Origin of the sequence: Streptomyces sp. NPDC005774 (assembly GCF_042871645.1) — a bacterium.
GTDB classification, from domain to species: Bacteria; Actinomycetota; Actinomycetes; order Streptomycetales; family Streptomycetaceae; genus Streptomyces; species Streptomyces pratens.
Map to the genome: position 1 here is coordinate 50,469 of NZ_JBIAIV010000032.1, position 14,839 is coordinate 65,307.

The 14,839-nt window shown below is 68.6% G+C and carries 14 protein-coding genes and 6 pseudogenes; 12 read left to right on the forward strand and 8 right to left on the reverse strand.

All coding sequences use genetic code 11. From position 1 onward, the window contains the following. The first annotated feature begins 7 nt into the window (after positions 1-7). Positions 8-859 carry a methyltransferase domain-containing protein gene (locus ACFYQA_RS25695; protein ID WP_388922235.1) on the forward strand — a complete coding sequence of 284 codons (852 nt, stop codon included), beginning with the start codon at positions 8-10 and terminating at the stop codon, positions 857-859. After that, positions 856-1,369 (forward strand): annotated as a pseudogene (locus tag ACFYQA_RS25700) (IS5 family transposase); the annotation flags it as partial. The gene ACFYQA_RS25695 and the pseudogene ACFYQA_RS25700, both read left to right, overlap by 4 nt. On the opposite strand, the gene ACFYQA_RS25705 reads toward ACFYQA_RS25700, so the two are convergent. Further along, a complete protein-coding gene (locus ACFYQA_RS25705; protein WP_388922238.1) occupies positions 1,260-2,015 on the reverse strand; it encodes an IS6 family transposase in 756 nt (251 codons plus the stop codon). The pseudogene ACFYQA_RS25700 and the gene ACFYQA_RS25705 overlap by 110 nt on opposite strands. A gap of 401 nt (positions 2,016-2,416) precedes the next feature. Here ACFYQA_RS25705 and ACFYQA_RS25710 point away from each other — a divergent pair, with 401 nt between their 5' ends. Beyond that, positions 2,417-3,370, forward strand: coding sequence for a Ppx/GppA phosphatase family protein (locus ACFYQA_RS25710; protein WP_388922241.1), 954 nt, complete (start codon positions 2,417-2,419; stop codon positions 3,368-3,370). Between the two features lie 243 nt (positions 3,371-3,613). On the opposite strand, the pseudogene ACFYQA_RS25715 reads toward ACFYQA_RS25710, so the two are convergent. Further along, a pseudogene (locus ACFYQA_RS25715) lies at positions 3,614-4,334 on the reverse strand (IS6 family transposase). A gap of 165 nt (positions 4,335-4,499) precedes the next feature. Between ACFYQA_RS25715 and ACFYQA_RS25720 the strand changes: the two are divergent. After that, the gene (locus ACFYQA_RS25720) at positions 4,500-5,315 is read left to right on the forward strand and encodes an SAM-dependent methyltransferase (RefSeq protein WP_388922244.1); all 816 of its coding nucleotides are present in this window, start codon (positions 4,500-4,502) and stop codon (positions 5,313-5,315) included. Between the two features lie 132 nt (positions 5,316-5,447). Here the strand turns inward: ACFYQA_RS25720 and ACFYQA_RS25725 are convergent, their stop codons facing one another. Continuing rightward, the gene (locus ACFYQA_RS25725) at positions 5,448-6,065 is read right to left on the reverse strand and encodes an IS3 family transposase (protein ID WP_388922247.1); all 618 of its coding nucleotides are present in this window, start codon (positions 6,063-6,065) and stop codon (positions 5,448-5,450) included. Positions 6,066-6,204: 139 nt separating this feature from the next. Here ACFYQA_RS25725 and ACFYQA_RS25730 point away from each other — a divergent pair. After that, positions 6,205-6,327 (forward strand): annotated as a pseudogene (locus ACFYQA_RS25730) (XRE family transcriptional regulator); the annotation flags it as partial. Between the two features lie 106 nt (positions 6,328-6,433). Here ACFYQA_RS25730 and ACFYQA_RS25735 read toward each other — a convergent pair. Both ACFYQA_RS25735 and ACFYQA_RS25740 read right to left on the reverse strand, forming a co-directional pair. Next, complete coding sequence (locus ACFYQA_RS25735) at positions 6,434-6,631, reverse strand: ferredoxin (protein WP_055571498.1); 198 nt, start codon at positions 6,629-6,631, stop codon at positions 6,434-6,436. A 12-nt stretch (positions 6,632-6,643) separates the two neighbouring features. Then, complete coding sequence (locus ACFYQA_RS25740; protein WP_388922251.1) at positions 6,644-7,849, reverse strand: cytochrome P450; 1,206 nt, start codon at positions 7,847-7,849, stop codon at positions 6,644-6,646. A 45-nt stretch (positions 7,850-7,894) separates the two neighbouring features. On the opposite strand from ACFYQA_RS25740, the pseudogene ACFYQA_RS25745 reads away from it, so the two are divergent. From ACFYQA_RS25745 to istA, 3 genes and pseudogenes are all read left to right on the forward strand, one after another. Next, positions 7,895-8,242, forward strand: a pseudogene (locus ACFYQA_RS25745) (hypothetical protein); the annotation flags it as partial. Between the two features lie 50 nt (positions 8,243-8,292). After that, positions 8,293-8,592: a transposase gene (locus tag ACFYQA_RS25750; RefSeq protein ID WP_388922254.1), complete on the forward strand. Its 300-nt coding sequence runs from the start codon at positions 8,293-8,295 to the stop codon at positions 8,590-8,592. Positions 8,593-8,683: 91 nt separating this feature from the next. After that, positions 8,684-9,802: an IS21 family transposase gene (istA, locus tag ACFYQA_RS25755; RefSeq protein WP_388922257.1), complete on the forward strand. Its 1,119-nt coding sequence runs from the start codon at positions 8,684-8,686 to the stop codon at positions 9,800-9,802. Positions 9,803-9,843: 41 nt separating this feature from the next. Here the strand turns inward: istA and folE are convergent, their stop codons facing one another. Continuing rightward, positions 9,844-10,605 carry a GTP cyclohydrolase I FolE gene (folE, locus tag ACFYQA_RS25760; RefSeq protein WP_388922260.1) on the reverse strand — a complete coding sequence of 254 codons (762 nt, stop codon included), beginning with the start codon at positions 10,603-10,605 and terminating at the stop codon, positions 9,844-9,846. A 528-nt stretch (positions 10,606-11,133) separates the two neighbouring features. After that, positions 11,134-11,682: a DUF2231 domain-containing protein gene (locus ACFYQA_RS25765; protein ID WP_388922263.1), complete on the reverse strand. Its 549-nt coding sequence runs from the start codon at positions 11,680-11,682 to the stop codon at positions 11,134-11,136. Positions 11,683-11,802: 120 nt separating this feature from the next. On the opposite strand from ACFYQA_RS25765, the gene ACFYQA_RS25770 reads away from it, so the two are divergent. The 4 genes and pseudogenes from ACFYQA_RS25770 to ACFYQA_RS25785 all read left to right on the forward strand — a co-directional run. Then, positions 11,803-12,555 carry a helix-turn-helix transcriptional regulator gene (locus tag ACFYQA_RS25770; RefSeq protein WP_388922265.1) on the forward strand — a complete coding sequence of 251 codons (753 nt, stop codon included), beginning with the start codon at positions 11,803-11,805 and terminating at the stop codon, positions 12,553-12,555. A 248-nt stretch (positions 12,556-12,803) separates the two neighbouring features. Further along, positions 12,804-13,289: a DoxX family membrane protein gene (locus tag ACFYQA_RS25775; protein WP_388922347.1), complete on the forward strand. Its 486-nt coding sequence runs from the start codon at positions 12,804-12,806 to the stop codon at positions 13,287-13,289. A gap of 421 nt (positions 13,290-13,710) precedes the next feature. Then, positions 13,711-14,120, forward strand: a pseudogene (locus ACFYQA_RS25780) (SDR family NAD(P)-dependent oxidoreductase); the annotation flags it as partial. A 140-nt stretch (positions 14,121-14,260) separates the two neighbouring features. Further along, positions 14,261-14,365 (forward strand): annotated as a pseudogene (locus ACFYQA_RS25785) (IS5/IS1182 family transposase); the annotation flags it as partial. Positions 14,366-14,375: 10 nt separating this feature from the next. On the opposite strand, the gene ACFYQA_RS25790 reads toward ACFYQA_RS25785, so the two are convergent. Then, a complete protein-coding gene (locus ACFYQA_RS25790; protein ID WP_388922350.1) occupies positions 14,376-14,834 on the reverse strand; it encodes a tetratricopeptide repeat protein in 459 nt (152 codons plus the stop codon). Positions 14,835-14,839: the final 5 nt, after the last annotated feature.

The following is a 14,839-nucleotide window of genomic DNA, read 5'->3' on the forward strand; positions in this document are numbered from 1 at the left end:
GTGCCTCGTGCCCGTGTCGCTTCCCCCTGCCCTCGCGCTGTCCCTCGACCTGCTGCGCTGCCCAACGTGCCGCACGCACCGCCTGTACCCCGACCGCAGCGCACTGCGCTGCCTGGCGGGTCACGCCTTCGACATCGCCCGCCACGGCTACGCCGGCCTGTTGACGGGCACCCGTGCCACCAGCGGCGACGACGCGGCCATGGCTCAGGCCCGAGACCGCTTCCTGTCCACCGGCACATACGCGCCCATCGGCAAAGCCGTCGCCCGCCTGGCGGCCGACGCCGCACCTGAGCAGGCCACGGTTGTGGACGTCGGATGCGGCACGGGCTACTACCTGGCCGGCGTACTCGACCAACTGCCCGGCGCCCGTGGTCTGGGGCTGGACACGTCGGTGCGCGCGCTGCGCTCGGCAGCTCGTGCCCATGACCGAGCCGCCGCGGCGGCCTGGGACGTCTTCCGCCCCTTTCCACTGGCCAGCGGCGTAGCCGATGTCGTGTTGGACGTGTTCGCCCCGCGCAACCCGACGGAGTTCCACCGAGTGCTCCGCCCGGCTGGCCGGCTGGTCGTGGTCCGTCCTACCGGACAGCACCTGGCCGAGCTGCGTGATCGGATGCACGCGATGGTCACAGTCGATCCGGCCAAGGAACAACGCCTGCACCGGACGCTGGATCCCTTCTTCGAAGCCGTCCTCACCGAACAGGTCCATTACACCGTGCCTTTGACCCAGCAGGAGGCTCTCGACCTGGTGGGGATGACGCCGAGTGCACGCCACGTGAGCCGTGCAGACCTGGCCGATGACGGCCTCCTGCCCGACCGGGTCACCGTCTCCGTGCTGGCCACCGCCTACCGGCCTCGGTGACCACGAGCGGGCGCATGCGCCTGCCGGCCGACGAGCAGTGGGCGCGCCTGGCGCCCTGCCTTCCCTGCAACATGGGGAAGGCAGGGCGTCCGTTCGCCGATCACCGTCGCATCATCGAGGGGATCATCTAGTCGGTATCGCACCGGGATCCCGTGGAGAGATCTGCCGCGCGAGACGTTCGGGCCCTGGCAGACGGTGTGGAAACGGCACCGCAGATGGGCGGCTGACGGCACCTGGGACACGGTTCTGGCGCAGCTGACCGCTCAGGCGGACTCGATCGGCGGGATCGACTGGACCGTCTCGGTCGACTCGACGATCGACCGGGCCCACCAGCACGCTACGAACACGGCCCGGCCGGAGAAGGACGCCGGCGCTGCCACCTGCCGCAGCGAGAGTGAAGCTACCGCGACAGAGGGTGAGCCGGTGGGCCATGCGATAGGCCGATCTCGCGGGGGCCTGACAACCAAGATCCATCACGCCGTGGACGGCAACGGCCGCCCGCTGGCCGTCGTAAGCCGTGTGCGGTCATCAGGTGACGTCGGGGTCTGAAGTGGGCTGAGATGCCGCTGAAGGCGGACAGGAACCGCTGCGCCCCGCCGGTACTGCGGAAACCCTTCATCGCACGTTCGCGTTGCCGGGTGGGCTGGTGGCTGTTCTCAGCCCGGTTGTTCAGGCCCTTGTGCGAACGGTGCTCGACGGAGGGCATGACCTGGCGGTGAGCGGCGCCGTAGGAGCGGAGCTTGTCCGTGACGATCACCCAGGGCACCGTGCGGGTCTTCTTCAACAGGCGGCGGAGGAACCGCCGGGCTGCGGCCTTGCCCCGCCGGTTCTGCACGAGGATGTCCAGGACGTTGCCGTTGGCGTCCACAGCCCGCCACAGGTACTTCTGCTCTCCGTTGATCTTGACTAAGACCTCGTCCAGATGCCACTTGTCGCCGGGCCGGGGCCGCCGACGGCGCAACGCGCCGGCGTACTGCTGCCCGAACTCCACACACCAGCGCCGCACCGTCTCATGCGAGACAATCACGCCGCGCTCGAGCATCAGCTCCTCCGCCTCGCGGAAACTGAGCGGGAAGCGGAAATACAGCCACACCCCATGGGAGATGATCTCCACCGGGTACCGGTGCCCCTTGTACGACGGCGGCGCGGACGACACGAGCGGATCTCCCCGGCACGATTAACCACAAGATCATCCCACGCCGGTCAGTCAACGTGACAACGTCCATTGTTGAGCTCTCCCTCGAACTGGAACAGGCCAAGGCTGAACTCGCCGGAGTGTCCGGGGTGACGGTGCTGCCCAACCGGCGCTGACAGGGCCATCGTGGGAAAGGGCCACGGTGGGCGAAACCGTACGGTTCGAGGATCCGGGACCTCCGTGCGCATTCGGCGTGAGATCGTCCACGGCTCTACCGCTGCGGGCCGGGGCGGAGGGTGCGCGGGTGGTGACGATATGCTCACGCGGTGGGCCGGAATCCCCGTCGCGTCGTCGTCTGGGCTGCCGGAAGATCGGAGAAGGAGCCGGTCCGGTCGAGTGTGGGGCCAGGGGGAGGCGATGGGATGCGGCAGGCCGGTGTGCTCGATGTCGGGTGCCACAGTGCTCTACTGACGGTGGTGCGCCGGCGCCCGGGGGCAGTGCTGGAGCCGGTGTTCTCCCGCAAGGTGCGGTTGAGACTGCACGAGACCCTCGACCGCAAGGGGCGGCTGGACAAGGCCGGCATGAAGAGCGTCGAGCGGGCAGTGGCCGAGGCCGTCGCCGCCGACCCGCGTCCGCGCGGACCGGAAGTGTTCGCGTTCGCGACTTCCGTCATCCGGGACGCGCCCAACCGCGACGAGATCATCGCGCGCGTGGCACGCACCACTGGCACCCGCCTGCGCGTGCTGAGCGGTGTTGAGGAGGCGCGGCTGACCTACGTGGCCGCCCGCCAGTGGGCAGGCCCGACGGCCGGGCAGCTGCTGGTCCTGGACATCGGCGGCGGCACCGTAGAGATCGCCTCCGGCACCGGAGACCAGCCCCGCGCCGTCCACTCGCTGCCACTAGGTGCTCGCAGGATCACCCGGGACTGGCTTCCCGGCGGCACCGCGCCATCCCAACGCCGCCTGGCCGAGATCCGGCAGCACCTTCATCGGTCCTTGGAAGCCGTGCCCGGTCTGCCGCAGGCCGAACCAGATGGGCGGGTGCTGGCCTGCTCCAAGACCTTCGAACAGCTCGCCCGGCTCGCCGCCTCCCAGGGCAAGACACCGCGAGCCGGACGGCGGCTGGCGCTACCCCAACTGCGCACGTCAGTCTCCCTGCTGGCCGACGCGGGGCCGTCCCGTCGTGCCAAGCTGCCGGGCATCTCCCGGCACCGCGCCGAACAGTCCCTGGCCGGAGCCCTGATCGCACAGGCCCTCATGGAAGCCTGCGGGGCCAAGAGCGTAGAGATCTGCCCGTGGTCCACCCGGGAAGGGCTATTGCTCGAACACCTCGGCCCACCACACAACACAGCCGACCGTTCCCGCCTGGTCGGCTGAGCCGAAGGGACGTCGAAAGCGTCGACATCCGCACCATGACGGTGGCCACCGTGAACGGGCATGAGTCAAAGGGGATTCAGTTCCTCGCTCGCGAGCCCCCGACAATATGAGCGCGGCTCAGATCCACCGGTGTTGACGATGCCTCCGATGAGGGCGGCGACGGCGGAGGGCATTGTCAACTTGTTGGTGTGCGGTTGCTTGAGGGTGTGTCGGGGTGTGCTGGGCTTGGTTTCCGCCTCTGGTTCAGGCCTCGGTGGGCATGGCGGTAGTGCCGGTGATCTCGTTCCAGGTTCCGAAGCGATGGCGCATCTCGGTGCGGTAGCCGGTGGTGGTCATCCGGTGGCGGCGTGGCCGGAAGTGCGGTGAGATCTGGCTGAACGCGGACAGGAATCTCTGGATTCTGCCGACTGCGCGGAAGTCCTTCATCGCGCGTTCGCGCTGCCTCGTCGGCTGATGGGAGTTCTCCGCCCGGTGGTTCAGGGGCCTTGTGACAGCGGTGTTCGACCGAGGGCATCACTGCGCGTGGGCCGTGCCGTGGGAACGGAGCCTGTCCGTGACGATCATCCGCGGCACGGCCCCGATTCCGTTGTGGAGCCGACGGGAGTAGCGCCGGGCCGCGGCCTGGTGGCGCTGGTTCCGGACCAGGACGTCCAGCACGGTGCCGTCCTGGCCGGCCGCGCGCCGGAGGTCCTTCTGCTCGCCGTTGATAGTGCTGAAGACCTCGTCCAGGTGCCACCTGTCGCCGGGGCGGGGACGCCGGCGGCGCAGCGCGCCTGCGTGGGACTGCCCGGACTTCAGGCACCACCGACGGATCGTCTTGTAGGACACGATGACACCGCGCTCGGGCAGCGGCCCACCGGCCTCGCGGAAGCTGAGCGGGAACCGGAAGTACCGCCCCGCGCAGGGGGGAGACGATCTCCACCGGGTACCGGTGCCCCTGGTACGACAGCGGCACGGACGACACGAGCGAACCCCCTCTCCGGCACGATCAACTCCAAGATCGTCCCAGGCCGGTCAGTCAACGTGACAGTGCCCATTGATGCTCGCAACGGGGTTTGTGTGTAGGGGAGTTGTCTTGTGTTGGGTACGGTAGGCATCTGGTGAGGCAAGGTGAGGGGAGCGAGTTGGGATGAGTGAGCGTTCGACAGGTGGAATGGTGCCGATCAACTCTTCGGTGGCGCATCCTGCGCGGGTGTACAACGCTTGGCTGGGTGGCAAGGACCACTACCTCGCTGACCAGGAGGCGGCCGAACTGGCCGCTGCGGCCAACCCGCAGGTCGTTCCGGCGGTCCGGGCCAACCGGGCCTTCCTGGGGCGGGCGGTGCGGCACTTGGCCGGGAAAGCAGGGGTACGGCAGTTCCTCGACATCGGCACCGGGATTCCGGCGGCGGACAACACGCACGAGGTGGCGCAGCGGGTCGATCCCGGCGCCCGGGTGGTCTACGTCGACAACGACCCCATTGTCCTGGCTCATGCCCGCGCGCTGCTGGTCAGCACCAAGGAGGGAACGACTGACTATCTGGAGGCAGACCTGCGTGACGTGGACGGCATCCTGACGGCAGCTCGGGAGACGCTGGATTTGTCGCAACCCGTGGGCTTGATGCTCGTGGCAGTTCTGCAGTACATTCCGGACGCCGACGACCCCCATGGGATCGCCCGACGGCTCCTCGACGCGCTCGCCCCCGGCAGTCACATCGTCCTCTCCCACCCGGCTGCGGACATCGGAGCCGAAGAGGTCGCTGAGTCGATGCGCAGGTACAACGATCGGGCCGCCGAGCACGCGGGAGCCACGCCCCGTACACACGCCGAGGTCACCCAGTTCTTCGACGGTGCGGATCTCCTGGACCCCGGCGTCGTCCAACTGCCCGAGTGGCATCCCGACTCTGCGGGTGGCCTGTCTCCTGGCGCGCTGCCGATGTGGTGCGGGGTCGGCCGCAAGCTTTGACGGACGCGGACCCGTGCGCGGCGTAAGCTGCGCAGGTCCTTTCCTGACGTTGCGTCTGCCGATAACCTCATCCGTCCTGGTCGGAGCTGGTGTGCAGGGTGGACTTTCCCCGTGACGTTGGACACTCGATGCTTACGCCACGAGGGCGTGTCCTTGCTTGTGCCGCTGCCGGATCTCCAGCGGGGTCAGGTAGCCCCAGTGCGGATGCTTCCGTAGCCGCTTGCGGTTGTAGAAGGTCTCGATAAAGGCGAAGATCTCGGCGGGGGCGGTGGCTCGGTCGGGCCACCGGCGGGTGCCGATCTCCTCCTTCAGCACCGCGAAGAACGACTCGGCGACGGCATTATCGAAGCACGAGCCAGTCCGGCCCATGCTCTGCCGCAGCTTCAACCGGCCTATCTCCCGCCGGAGTTCCTCAGACGTGTCCTCACTGCCTCGATCCGAGTGCACGATGCAGCCCGGCTGGAGCCGACCGCGGCCGGCGGCCATCGCCAGCGCGTCGAGGGCCAGAGACGCCCGGTGGTGGTCGGCCATCGAGTAACCGACGATCTCGCGGGTGGCCAGATCGAGCCAGGTCGCTAGGTAGAGCCAGCCCTCCTCGGTGGCGATGAAGGTGATGTCGCCCACCAGCCGCATGCCGGGTGAGGGGGCGGTGAAGTCGCGGCCGAGCAGATCGGCTGCGGGCACGGCCCTCTTCGCCGGCCGGGTCAGGCCCTGGCGTCTGCTGGGCCCCTCCTGCCTGTGGGCGGGCAAGGAGGGAGGGTGGCGCCGGCGATGTCGCGCTCGATGGCGCGTCTGCGACTGCTCTCCTTGGAGCTCGGACCAGGCACATCATTGATGACGCCCTGTCACCACCGTATGTGAGACAGAGCCGTTGATTGGAAACTCCCGCTTGACAAGCATCATTGGGAATCAGTCACACGTACAAGGAGCGTTCACCCGCCCCATCCCCAAGTCGGCCGGCGCGCAGATGCGCTACCTGGTCAAGCAGCTCAACGGCACCCGCGCGGTGGCCTTCTAGTCAATCCTCCGCCGCCTGGGCCACGGGCCGGCGCGACGGGCACGCGGCGGGTCAGCCGGTCCGCCGCGTGCGGCGGCGGACCGGTGGTCGGCGTGACCCGCTACTCGTCCTCGGACAGCGTGATGGCGCCCACGGGGCAGGCGCGGGCGGCCTCCCGGACCAGCGGGTCGCCGGCGCCGTCCTCCCGGCCGGGCAGCAGGGCGCTGAAGCCGTCGTCGTCCTGGGTGAACACTCCCGGCGCGGTCAGGGCGCACTGCCCGGCGCCGATGCAGCGGTCCTTGTCGATCTCGATGTGCATGACGGCAGCCTCTTACCAGCTGACGGGGAGTTCCAGCATCCCCTGGATGGTGTTGCCGGGTTTGAAGGGGATCTCCTCCGGCGGGGCGGCGAGCCGGAGCCCGGGCAGCCGTTCGAGGAGTGTGCGCAGGGCGATCTCCAGCTCGGTGCGGGCGAGGTTCTGGCCGAGGCACTGGTGTATGCCGAAGCCGAAGGCGACGTGGTGACGGGTCGAGCGGTGGAAGTCGAGCGTGTCGGGCGCCGGATAGACGTCCTCGTCGCGGTTGATGACGGAGGTGGAGAAGACCACGCCGTCCCCGGCCCTGATCGTGGTCCCGGCGATCTCGATGTCCTCGGTGGCCAGCCGCAGCAGCCCGTCCGCGATGGACAGCATCCGCATGAGTTCCTCGATCGCGTCCGGCAGCAGCGAGGGGGCGGCGCGCAGTTCGGCCAGCCGGTCGGGGTGCAGCAAGAGCGTGTAGGTGCCGAGGGAGATCATGTTGGCCGTGGTCTCGTGGCCCGCGACCAGGAGGATCATCGCCAGCGCGGTCAGCTCCTCGCGGTCCAGCTCGCCCTCGCGCAGCCGGTGCTGGACGAGTTCGTCCAGCAGGCCCTCGCCGGGCTGCCGCTGCTTGTGGTCGATCAGTTCCTCCAGGTACGCCGCCAGCCGGTCCCGGGCGTCCTGCGTCTCCTCGGCCGTCGGTCCCCGCAGCAGCCGCCTCGACTGCTCCTCGAAGAACTCGTGGTCGGCGTAGGGCACGCCGAGCAGGGCGCAGATCACCATGGACGGAACCGGCAGCGCGAAGGCGCGCACCAGGTCGACGGGCGGCCCCTGCGCGATCACCGCGTCCAGCAGTTCGTCGACGATCTCCTGGATGCGGGGCCTCAGCTCGGTGGCGCGCTTGAGGGTGAAGCTCGGGATCATCATCCGCCGCTGGGTGCGGTGCTTGGGGTCGTCGACGCCCAGGAGTGCCGGCTTGCGGTCGCGGACCGCGGCGAAGCGGGGCGTGGTGGCGGGGAAGCCCGAGCGGGTGCGGTCCGTGGACAGCCGGGGGTCCACCAGCAGGTCGCGGGCGACGGCGTGGCCGGTCACGAGCCAGGCCGGGCGGCCGTCGTAGAGCTGGATGCGGGCCAGTGGCCGGGCGGTGCGCAGCGGGTCGTACCCGGTGGGCGGGTGATAGGGGCAGGCCCGGTCCTGGGGGAAGGAGACGGGCTCGGACAGTTCGGTCAGGTCTGTCATGGAAGACCTCGCAGACGAAGGGTGCGTCGTGCCGATCTTCTTTAGATGCCCGGGGCACCTAGGGCACGACATGAAGTTCGGCCAGATCGGGGACCTGCGGGATCTGGCTGGGAACCACCCATTCCGCATCATAATTCGGTTGCCGCCCGAACGGCGCGGGATACAGGATCCGGCCATGTCCACGACCGATGTGTTCTTGCCGCTGCCGTCCGCCGCCGACCTCTCCGCGCGGTCCCAGCAGCAGCCCGGCCGTCCCCGGAGGCCCGGTCCGCCGCGGTCGTGAGCGCCGCGCTCGTCGCGGGCCTCCTCGAGGGCTACGGCATCGCCGTGCCCGTCGGCGCCGTCGCGACCTACCTCGTCACCCTGACCGCCCGAACGTCCCTGCGGACCGGTGACCATCCCCTCATAGTTAGAGGCCGTGACTGCAGGGGAAGCTGAGAGTCATGGCGGAGAAGAGGCGGAAGTTCGACGCGGAGTTCCGTGAGGGGGCCGTGCGGATCGTGACCGAGACCGGGAAGCCGGTCGCGCAGGTCGTGCAGGACTTGGGGGTCAACGAGACGACGCCGGCGAGCGGGGTCTCGCGGGCCAGGCGCGCGGGGAGGACAGCGCCGGAGGACAAGGACGCGCTGATCGCCCGGCTGCTGGAGGGGAACAAGCAGCTGAAGAAGGACGTCAAGGAGCTGAGGACTGGCTTTGTAGGTGAGTTTCGAGAACGCCTGTCGCTCAGCGGTCAGAACGCCTGATTCCACGGGAGAGTGACGTCGCTGAGTTTCGAGAACACCTCGGTGCTTGCTTCGGGACCATGGTCGTGCTCTGCCCGACGAGGGGGCCCGGGTGCTGCCGAAGTCCAAGGTCGATCTGTACGCGGCGATCCGCCGGGCTGCCAGGACAGGCATGTCGACGCGCCCGCTCATGCGGAAGTACGGCGTCGGCTACGAGACCGTGCAGAGAGCTCTCGCATCGGCGTTGCCGGGACCGGGGAAGAAGATGAGGTCGCGGGCGACGCGCCTGGACCCCTACAAGCCGGTGATCGACACCATCCTGAAGGCGGACCTGACCGCGCCACGGAAGCAGCGGCACACGGTCAAGCGGATCTACGAGCGGCTGCTGGACGAGCACGACGCGGTCGACATCTCCTACCCGATGGTCCGCGCCTACGTCGCCGCCCGCCGTGAGGAGATCCGCCTGCAAGCGGGCAAAGGCGTGGTCGACGCGTTCGTCCCGCAGACCCACCGGCCCGGAGCCGAGGACGAGGTCGACTTCGGAGACGTCACCGTCGAGCTCGCCGGCGAGCTGGTGACCTGCTACGTGTTCGCATTCCGGCTGTCGTACCCGGGCAAGGCCGTCCACCGCATCTTCGCCTCGGCCGGGCAGGAAGCCCTCTTCGAGGGCCACGTCCACGCTCTCAACGTGCTGGACGGAGTGCTGACCGGGAAGGTCCGCTACGACAACCTTAGAGCCGCTGTCGCCCAGGTGCTGGGCCTCTTCCGCCGCAGGATCGAAGTCGAACGATGGACCGCCTTCCGTTCCCACCACGGCATCGAGGCCCTCTACTGCCAGCCCGGCATCCGCGGCGCCTACGAGAAGGGCGGCGTCGAGGGCCAGATCGGCTGGTTCCGCCGCAACCATCTCGTCCCTGTCCCCGAGGTCGAGTCACTCGCCGAGCTGAACGCGATGATCGACCGGTGGGACCAGGAGGACGATGCCCGCCGGATCCGGTCCCGCCCTCGCACGATCGGCGACTGCTTCGCCACCGAGCAGCCACTATTGGCGCCGCTGCCGGAGGAACCGTTCGAGACAGGCAGGCTGTCCACACCGCGGGTCGACCGCTACAGCCAGATCTGCGTCCGTATGAACCGCTACTCGGTCCCAGTCCGGCTGATCGGCCGCACCGTCCGCGTCATGCTCCACGCCTCCGGGCGTTGTCACGTTGGTGGGGGTGTGACCGGCTGATGGCATGTCAGGGTGTAGTGGGGCCTGGTGGCATTTTCGAGTCAGGCCGCGGTGGGCATGGCGGCGGCACCGGTGATCTGGTCCCAGATCACGAAGCGGATGGTCATCTCGGCGCGGTGGCCGGCGGCAGTCATCAGGTGGCGGCGTGGCCCGAAGTGCGGTGAGATGCCGCTGAAGGCGGACAGGAATCTTTGTGCGGCGCCGGCGGAGCGGAAGCCCTTCATCGCCCGTTCGCGCTGCCGGGTGGGCTGGACGCCGCGCAGAGTCATGCAGGCGTGCTCGGCCTCGATCACCACGCCGACCCCCTTGGGTTCCAGGTGGGTCTGCAGCCAGTCGGCGACCTGCTTGGTCAGGCGTTCTTGGACCTGCGGGCGGCAGGCGAAGTACTCGACGACACAGGCCAGCTTGGACAACCCCAGGATGCGGGCCCCGGGCAGGTAGCCGACGTGGGCGGTACCGGCGAACGACAGCAGATGGTGCTCGCACACCGACCGGACGGGTATGAGGCGCGCCAGGACGAGTTCGCCGTAGCCCTCGTCATTCGCAGAGGTGGTCAGGTCGAAGGGGCGCGGGCTGAACAGTTCGCCATACGCGCGGGCCATCCGGCCTGGCGTTCCGCGCAGGCTCTCGGAGGTGGTGGAGATGCCTAGGGCGTTGAGGAACTGGCCGGCCGCTTCTTCGGCGGCGGCCAGGTCGATACCCCCAGGCTCGTGGACGACCCGCCCTGCGGGCCGTGCCGGTGCCGTGTCTTCCTCGCCGTGCAGGTCTATTCGGGCGGTGACGTGATGCGGGTGCTCGGTCATCTCGGTTTCCTCCGATGCCGAGGGCGGCGAGCAGAACCAGGACGAGGGTGACCACGGCGAACAGACCGTGGGCGAGGACGACCGGCACCGGGAGGTGACGTTCAGCCGGGACGGTTCCGTCGGCTCCCTGAACCGTTGCGGCGGTCGGTGCTCCGGCGGTGGTGCGGTCGCGGCAGACAGGGATCCAGCGAGCCAGCATCACGAATCCCAGCAGGGCGACCGGCAGCAGCAGGCCGAAGGAGGTCCAGGCCAGGGCGCTCCTGTCGGCTACGACATAAATGATCCATACCACCAGTCCGATCGCGGCCAGGGCAAAGTGCCCGAAAACCACAGGTGCGGGCAGGCGGCTGGTGCCGGACTGCTGCTGGCGAATTCCGCCGCGTTGGATTCAGATGCCGAGCATGTAGAAGCCGCCGAGGGCGGTGATCACCCAGGTGATCAGTGCGGCGATGTCCATGGGGACTCTCAAGTGATGAGATGTCGAAGGCAGCCGGACGGCACCGGCCCGCTGTACAAGGTCGTGCAGTATCAGGTGGCAGGGCGGGCGTTTCGCGTGCTGCCGCCGGGCGTGTATCCCTCGGCCTGGGTGTTCTCGTCGGCGACGCGGACGCCGTAGCGGTAGGCGAGCTTGCCACCCAGGAATCCCGAGATGCCCAGGACCGCCACACTGAGTGCGGACAGGACGAGCCTGCCCAGTCCGATACTTCCGCCGTCGGTGTAGTCGCTGTACCGCCACAGGAAGTTGACGACGTATGCGGCGGTCACCAGCAGGTTCAGCGTCATATGGACCAAGGCGGTGCGAAAGGCCGGGGTCCGGCCGGGGATCGCGAACAGGTCGAGAAATCCGACCATCGCTGCCAGCAGGGCACCGATCACCCCGACCGCGATCAGCCACTCCGAGGACTGGGTCAGGAAACCCGGACGGTTGACGACGTGGGAAGCGATGTCGAACACCAGGCTGGTCACCCAGGCACCGATCGGCACCGTGACCAGGATCGGGTGGAACGGGTGGCCGTACGGGCCGGCGAGCGAGGCGCTGACCGGACGCTTCGCCTGAAATTGTGCCTCATCGGCCATCGCAGCCTTCTCTGATTTTACCAATAAAGCTTGGTCTTATTAAGGGAAGGCGTCAAGATACGCAGGACACAGAGTCACAAGAACACTTGTGCCCACGGAGATGAGAGTTATCGTGGTCTTGTGGCTTCCGATCAGACAGTGCAGGCCGACGCGGCTGGCAGCGCCATCGACTCCGTCAGCGTCCTGAGCGAGGACTCACGGCGGCGCATGTTCACCTTCATCCGCCGTGCGGGCCACGCCGTCACGCGCGACGAGGCCGCCGCCAGCGTCGGCATATCCCGCAAGCTCGCCGCCTTCCACCTCGACAAGCTCGTCGACGCCGGCCTGCTGCGCGCCCGGTACGAGACGCCCGGCGGGATCCGCAAGGTCGGCAGACGGCCGAAGGTGTACGAGCCCACCGACGCCCAGATCACCGTGAGCATCCCCGACCGGCGCCACGAACTCCTGGCGGACCTTCTCCTGGACGCCGTCCTGACCGAGGAGGCTGATGAAAACGCTGCGCAGGCGGCGGTGCGGACCGCCGAACAGCGCGGCCGGCAGATGGGCGAAGCCGCGCGGGAGGAAATCCGTCCAGGGCGCCTGGGCCCCGAGCGGGGGCTGACCGCCTGTGAGCGGCTGCTGGACAGGTACGGCTACGAGCCCGTCCGGGAAGGCCCGACCCAGCTCCGACTGCGCAACTGCCCGTTCCATCCGCTGGCCGCGAAGGCTCCCGACCTGGTGTGCGGCATGAACCAGGCCTTCCTCGGTGGCTACCTCACCGGCCTGCAGGTCAACGGGGTCCAGGCCGTCCTGGCCCCCGAGCCCGGCGAATGCTGCGTGCGACTGAGCCCGAACGACACCGATCGCGATGACCAGATACCCCAGGACCACTGACGCGACACCGCCTGCCTGTCCCCGCGGGCCACCGCCCAGATCGACGCTGCCCGCAGCGAAAGGGTCGGATGGGGGGCTCGCCCGCGACACCACGCGGAGCTCACCCATCACCGGTGCTCGATATCCGGTCGAGCTGGGGGAAACGTCCGTTCTGGCGTTCCAACCGGAGCATCGCCATGTTGACCAAAAGCATCCTGAACCCTCTTGTCTCTTCCACGAAACCGGTGGCGCATCGCACCACCGCGCCCATGACGACCGCCGCCGACTTCGGCCTGCTGCTCCTCAGGCTGACCTTCGGCCTGCTGATGGCCGCACACGGAGCTCAGAAAGTCTTCGGACTCTTCGGAGGCCAGGGCCTGACGGCGACCGGCAAGGGGTTCGCGGCCCTGGGCTACCACCCGGGCAAGCTCTTCGCCGTGATCGGGAGCATGTCCGAGTTGCTCGGTGGCCTCGGTCTGGCCCTCGGCCTGCTGACGCCGCTGGCGGCTGCAGCCCTGATCGGCGTCATGATCAATGCGATGGCCACGGTCACCGGCGCCCACGGCCTGTGGGAGACGGACGGCGGCGTGGAATACAACGTCTGTATCGCTGTCGTCGCGCTGGCCGTCGCTGCCATCGGTCCGGGCCGGCTGGCTGCCGACCACCCATTCCGCTGGGGCAAGGGCGGCTGGAAAGAGGCAGCTTTCGCCCTCGGCCTGGGCGGCATCGCCGCCGCGATCACGCTCAGCCTGTAGGCGCAAAGCGCCCACCTGCGGCTCCCGCTGCACGCCGTCGAGGGCCGCGCGCCAGGCTTTCCTGCGCTCGGCCATGCCGTTCCCGCTGAGTGAGCAGGCCACCGGGACACTGCGCCTGTATTGATCACGAACGTTGTTGACACTGGCCGGACTTGATCATGGCGAAGACCTCCGGTGTGGTGGAGGTGTCGAGTCTTCACCGCACGGAGGTCGGGCCTTTCCCAAGGCCGGCTCGCCACCACCGACCGCATCACCATCGAGGCACCGTCCTGACCCGGTCAGGACCCGCTTCACCCCCCACCCGGTACCGGCACGCGCTCAGGCATCTGTCCGCCGCCCAGCCCTCCCCGGGAGAACGTCCACGAACCCCACCTACGACTTCACCGGCCAGGTCGCCTTCGTCACCGGAGCCTCCTCCGGCATGGGCCTGGCCACCGCCCGCACCTTCGCCGCCGCTGTCGCCCTCACCGACATCGACGAAGCCGCCCTGACGTCCGCCGCCGAGCAGCTCACCGGTGAAGGCCACCACGTCAGCGCCATCATCTGCGACGTCACCGACGAGGATCAGGTCGCCGCCGCGGTCGACCGCACAGTGGACACTTTCGGCCGCCTCGACATGGCCTACGACTGTCAGTCTCTTCGTACCGGATCCCGCCCGCGGACGCCGCCGACGAACCCGCCGAGGTCTTCGACCGTGTCCACGCCGTCAACCTGCGGGGCATCTGGGTCGGCATGAAACACGAACTGCGTCACATGCGCACCCAAGGCAGCGGCGCCATCGTCAACTGCTCCTACCGGGGCAGCGCGCTGGTGCGCTCGGGGTGGGCGGCGGTGAGGTACCGCATGGCTGCGCCGTCGCTCGGCCCGAACAGCCGCATGAGGTGGAGCGAGTCGGCGTGCTGGCGGGCTTCGGAGAGAATCTGGTCCTGGCGGACCTACTGCAGGGGCAGTCCCGCGCGGGCGAAGGCGCTGACGCTTTCTTCGACCTCGCCGACACCATCATCACCGTCCGCAGCCTGATCCGGTGTGCCTGGGCCACCCACCGCTGGGACAGCCGGCCGCATCGCCGTCAGTGACCGCCCCTGGTCATACCTGCCGGCCGTCGAGGTCGTCGGCATAGTGCTCGATAGCGCGCCGGTAGTCCTGCACCCGACGATCGCTGCTGGTGGCCGCCAGCACCTTCAACAGCACCCCCACGGCCTCCCGACCCTCCCCGGTGTTGTACAAAACCATCGCCAAGAATGCCTGCAGGGCCGCATCCTGCGGGAACTCCTCCAGCCCCCACCTCAGGGTCTGCTCCGACAGGGCATACCGGCCCAGGACACGATAGGTGCTTCCCAGCCCGAGGAAAGCGCCGTGACGGTCTTCCTCGGGCAGGCCTGGCCCGGCCAGGGCCTGCTCGTAGAAGGGGACGGCCTCCTCCTCCAGACCGAGCACATCATGCACCCAGGCCGTCTGGTAGGCGATCTCAGCATCGTGCGGATACTGCTTTGCCAATATCAACAGCTGCTCCCGGGCCTGCACACTCTGCCCCTGCCGGCGCATCCGTA